The organism is Bacillus sonorensis NBRC 101234 = KCTC 13918, assembly GCF_001592005.1.
GTDB lineage: Bacteria > Bacillota > Bacilli > Bacillales > Bacillaceae > Bacillus > Bacillus sonorensis.
The window spans coordinates 1-1077 of record NZ_BCVZ01000058.1 but is presented as its reverse complement, the minus strand read 5'-3'; the positions used below and the strand labels follow the sequence as shown (position 1 = coordinate 1077).

Here is a 1077-nt window from a genome sequence, read left to right as displayed (position 1 = left end):
GATATGATTGATTGCACATCCATGTGCTTTGTAGACGCATTTAGGTCGGCCGTCCTTTCTGCTTCATCCTTTATATCGGACTGAATAAGGAATTGTTTAGGCGAAAAAGGAATTTTTTCTATGGAAAAAGACTTGAAATAAAGACTTAGCATTTTTCACATAAAAAGAGGTATAGGCTTTCTCCTTTAAAAACTACTTTTAATAAAAAAAGCTTGTCGAAAAAAACCGATCTTCGGCTTTTTCGACAAGCTTGAATTTTGAAATATTTATTGTAATTAACGCAGCAATTGAAGCACGTTTTGCGGCTGTTGGTTCGCTTGAGCAAGCATCGCTTGAGAAGCTTGGGAAAGAATGTTGTTCTTCGTGAACTCGCTCATTTCTTTCGCCATGTCAACGTCACGGATGCGGGACTCAGCGGCAGTCAAGTTTTCAGAAGATGCACCAAGGTTGTTGATTGTGTGCTCTAGACGGTTTTGGACTGCACCGAGTTTAGCGCGTTGAGTTGATACTGTTTTAATAGCATCATCAACAATTTTCAATTGATCATTGAAAGTAAGAGTTGGAGTAGTATCATCAAGTTGTGTAACATCGATATCTGCTACTGCTTTTCCAGTTTCGAGTACTCCACCAGCATCAAGTGATCCAAGTGCTGTTGATGACATGCTAGCAATATTAACATCCAACTTTTGTGAAGCATTTGCTCCAATTTGGAAAGTCAATTTTGTTGTGGCGAAGTCGCCGTTTAATAGTTTTTTACCGTTAAATTCTGTACGGTCAGAAATACCGTTTGCTTCACTTCCACCGCCAATTTCTTGTTTAAGTGCATTGATTTCTTCTTGAATAGCGGCAAGATCTGTACCATCTTGTGTACCTGTGTTTCCAGCTTGTACAACAAGCTCACGCATACGTTGAAGGATCGCATGAGTTTCAGTCAATGCACCCTCAGCCGTTTGGATAAGAGAGATGCCGTCTTGTGCGTTTTTAGAAGCCATTTCCAAACCGCGGATTTGTCCTCTCATTTTTTCAGAGATTGCAAGACCTGCTGCGTCATCTCCTGCGCGGTTGATTTTAAGACCT

At 40.6% G+C, this 1077-nt stretch carries 1 protein-coding gene; it reads right to left on the bottom strand.

Translation table 11 applies throughout. From position 1 onward, the window contains the following. Window positions 1-275: 275 nt before the first annotated feature. Window positions 276-1077, bottom strand: an 802-nt coding sequence (gene hag, locus BTR1S_RS21465; protein ID WP_061781693.1) for a flagellin Hag, incomplete at its 5' end; no start/stop codon positions are given.